The 3,738-nt window shown below is 33.4% G+C and carries 4 protein-coding genes; 1 reads left to right on the top strand and 3 read right to left on the bottom strand.

Going from position 1 to position 3,738, the window contains the following annotated elements; translation table 11 throughout:
* A partial coding sequence (locus ACJML3_RS06685) for an ATP-binding cassette domain-containing protein (RefSeq protein ID WP_406021745.1) occupies nucleotides 1-258 on the bottom strand: 258 nt, incomplete at its 3' end.
* Nucleotides 259-418: 160 nt separating this feature from the next.
* Between ACJML3_RS06685 and ACJML3_RS06680 the strand changes: the two genes are divergently transcribed.
* Nucleotides 419-2,017 (top strand): hypothetical protein, encoded by a 1,599-nt coding sequence (locus ACJML3_RS06680; RefSeq protein ID WP_406021743.1) that lies wholly within the window; start codon nucleotides 419-421, stop codon nucleotides 2,015-2,017.
* Between the two features lie 73 nt (nucleotides 2,018-2,090).
* On the opposite strand, the gene ACJML3_RS06675 is transcribed toward ACJML3_RS06680, so the two are convergent.
* Together ACJML3_RS06675 and nth are read right to left on the bottom strand one after the other, a co-directional pair.
* Nucleotides 2,091-2,957 carry a TatD family hydrolase gene (locus ACJML3_RS06675; RefSeq protein ID WP_406021741.1) on the bottom strand — a complete coding sequence of 289 codons (867 nt, stop codon included), beginning with the start codon at nucleotides 2,955-2,957 and terminating at the stop codon, nucleotides 2,091-2,093.
* 203 nt (nucleotides 2,958-3,160) lie between these two features.
* Nucleotides 3,161-3,738, bottom strand: a 578-nt coding sequence (gene nth, locus ACJML3_RS06670; protein ID WP_406021739.1) for an endonuclease III, incomplete at its 5' end; no start/stop codon positions are given.

Raw genomic sequence — 3,738 nt, 5'->3', positions numbered from 1 at the left:
TCCAATAGACTGTCTGACCTTTCTTAATTTTGCCTCTGAATAGGATGTAATATCTTCACCATCAATAATAACCTTTCCGCTTGATGGTGTTTCAAGCATATTGATAAGTCTTATAAGTGTAGACTTTCCGGCACCAGAAAGTCCTATTACACCAAATATTTCGCCTTTTTTGATATTAAGGGTTACACCTTTTAAAGCATGAAGAGATGTATTTTTATCAAGCTGATAAATCTTGTGAAGTTTTTCTAATTTTATCATTGCCTAAGTATTCTCAAATAACAATCGCATATGCTATGCGATTTATTAGGAAAATTTTGTACTAAAAGTAAATTTTTTTCATATATTTGTTACAATGGATATATCTTAATACAAAATTATAATAAAGCAAAAGGCATTTTTTAATACGGCGGTTAATCTAATGGCTTTCGGATTATTCTCAAACAGAAAAAGCGATACTGAAAAACAGAAGGGAACATTTTCTTTTTTAAATAAGCTGACAACCCAGTCAGCATCTAAGCCAAACAGCAGTCTGGTTCATGATTTTGATGATGAAAACAGTTTTTCAGTTCCATCAAACAAAGATCTATTTGCTAATGTCCACTTAAATGACAATCTTAATTTTCAGCAGGAAAATATGAGTGCTGACATAAGCTTCAATCAGGATATAACCGATCCTAAAATAGAACAGAATACAAATACAGATCCATATTCTGCCCTAGCCCCTAATCAAGAAGACGATTCAATCAGATCAAAATACTACACATATGCAGGTGATGAGTCTTACTTAAATGAAGAAGGTAGAGACAGCGATCATCTATATATTGGACCTGGTGAACCATTAACACCAAAAAGAAGAAAAGTTGAACAGCAAGCAGAAGATACAAAACCACAGACTGAGGATAAGGCAAATCCATTAAATCTATCTGAAAATACAGCTGTTCAGGGAAATGTTGAAAATATCAAAGAGCCATTAGAAAAAGAAGAAGAAGATCAGTTCTTATTTGGCAATGATAAGCAGAATTTGAAAAGTTCATTTGAAAGAGAGCTTATTGACAGAGCTCCTCGCTTTGAGAAAACAGTTGATACACAGAATAATCTTTTTAATGAAAATACTGACTGTCAGAACTATGAGACTGAATCAGTATTTGGTGCAAATCAGTTAAATTCTCAAAATACTGTTTTAAAAAATTCTTTTGAGGAAAATATTGCACATAATAATGATAAAAATGCAACTGAGAACAAAAAGACTTTAGGCTTTCCCCTACTTACGGTTCTGTTTTTCAGAAAACTTTTTGCATCATTGTTTACCTACACAAATCTTGGAGCTGTATTTACCGGCTCTTCTATGAAGTTTTTTGGTCCATCATCTCCATCATTCATGATTGTTCCTTATTTCTTTGCCGGTTTTATCTGTGCAGTAGGAGCAATGCTCTTTGCAAAAATCGCAAATCCTCTTTTAAGCTCAAGCGTAGCTTTTACAATTTATGTACTGATTACAGGATGTAATGGATTTAGTGGAATAGGAACACTAATTTCTACAATGAGTCTTAGAAAAATTGATTTCTATGCAAAAGCAGTGATTGTTCTTGTAACAATGCAGATCTTTATTGCATGCTTTGACAGATTCCTAGAAATTTATAAGATTGACACTTTGTTTGCGCTTGGATTTGCAGTTATGACTATGCTTGCAGCTTTTACTGCAGCAACATTGAACTATGGTCACAAGGATGATCCTGTAAGCACCTACGGTTCATTATCTTTAAGAGGTCTTGCTATCAACGCTGTTATCGTTCTTGCTGTTACATTTGTAGTTCTTGATTGGCAAATCGCTCTATCAATGATAGGAATATGTCTTTTTGTAAGAGTATCAATAGGACAGTACATGTACATAAAAGACTTAAATGCAGGTATCGCTAACGTATGTGCTGTAAAGCTGATAACACTCATTCTTTTAATGCTTGATCTTACCTTTGCAGCAAACGATCTACCTTTCATTTCTGCTCTATTAAAGAGCTAAAAAATTAAAGCCGTATATGAACCTTTACATTCATATACGGCTATTCCGCTATTGCCAAGTTGGGAATTCTTTATTATTTAGAAAAAGGCTTTCTTAAAATAGTATCGAGTTTGTAATCACTTACCTCAACATCACTGACAGTAATGTCTTTTAATTTTAAATTATACAAATTCTCAAAATTCTCAGATGTAACTGAAGCTAAATAGTCTTCACTAACATTTTTAAACTTTGCAATAAAATCCAGTGTATATCTTACAAATGCAGGCTCATTCTCAATTCCTCTGACAGGAATAGGTGCAAGATAGGGGCAGTCTGTCTCAACAAGCATTCTGTCAAGAGGAACATATTTAATAACCTCTCTTACATTATCTGAAGCTTTAAAGGTAGAAATACCTGTAAAAGAAATATAAAAGCCAAGATCGAGGCATTCTCTTGCCATCTGCACAGAATCTGTAAAGCAGTGGATCACACCACCAACATCTCTTGCATTTTCAGATTTAAGTAAAGCTACTGTATCTTTATGAGCACATCTGGCATGTATAACAAGTGGCTTTTTAACCTTTAGTGCAACCTGAAGCTGTTTTGCAAAAGACTCTATCTGAGCATCCTTTGTTTCTTCAGAATAAAAGTAGTCAAGACCTGTTTCACCTAATGCAATAACCTTATCAGAGCTCAAAAGATTCTTTTCAAGCTCTTCTTCACTAAAGTTAGGTTCTTCATCAAGATTCAGTGGGTGTAGTCCGACAGCATGATAAATGTTGTCATATGAGCCTAAAAGCTCCATCCCCTTTTTAAATTCTGCATTTGTGCACGATACATTCAAAAAATGACTAACATTGCACAGATTAGCTCTTTTGATAATCTGCTCTATGCTGTCTGCTGCCTTTGAATTCAGAGATAAACCTGTAAGATGGCAGTGTGAATCAACCAAATAAGTCATTTTATGAATATATACCTTAAAAATTTGCGGGGATATTCTATCAAAAACAAATCGACTTGTGTGATTAATGACTCAATATTTTTTCAAAAAAATTGTATTAAAGGCACTTAATTTTTTGATTAAAAAGACAATTGGTATTTATTTTAATAACAAATACAAAGTATGTTTTAAACTTATACGGAATCAATCTGAAATTTCAAATATCAGTCAAGATTCTTTTTGCATATATCCTTTATGCAGCAGTTTTCACAATCAGGTTTTCTTGCTGTACAAACATATCTACCATGTAGCAAGAGATAATGATGAGCATTGTAAAGATGATCTTTTGGAACCTTTAAAACTACGTTTTTTTCAACATCTTTTACAGTTTTTCCAATACAAAGACCTGTTCTGTTGCAGACACGGAATATATGTGTATCAACAGCAAGAGTATTCTGTTTAAAACCAACATTTAATACAACTTTTGCAGTTTTAGAGCCGACTCCCGGCAAGGCTACAAGATCATCGTAGTTATCAGGAACCAATCCATCAAATCTTGTAACAAGCTCGTTTGACATTTTTTTGAGATTCAACGCCTTATTCTTATAAAGCCCAAGTCTTTTAATGCAGTTTTCAATTACCTGCGTATCAAGTAATGACATGGCTTTGGCATTTGGAGCTATTTTAAAAAGAGATGGAGTTACACTGTTAACAGCTTTATCTGTTGTCTGTGCTGATAGCATTACAGCACAAAGAAGCTCAAAATTATTATTAAAATCAAGTTCTGATTTTGGATTTTTAA

This window comes from Succinivibrio sp. (assembly GCF_045124615.1).
Lineage (GTDB): Bacteria > Pseudomonadota > Gammaproteobacteria > Enterobacterales > Succinivibrionaceae > Succinivibrio > Succinivibrio faecicola.
Note: the sequence above shows the minus strand (reverse complement) of the source record. Positions and strands in the feature narration are given on the sequence as shown.

Bases quoted from the DNA above. Each gene is read 5' to 3' on its own strand.
- ACJML3_RS06675 (WP_406021741.1), bottom strand. From the start codon at position 2,957: ATGACTTATTTGGTTGATTCACACTGCCATCTTACAGGTTTATCTCTG.
- ACJML3_RS06680 (WP_406021743.1), top strand. From the start codon at position 419: ATGGCTTTCGGATTATTCTCAAACAGAAAAAGCGATACTGAAAAACAG.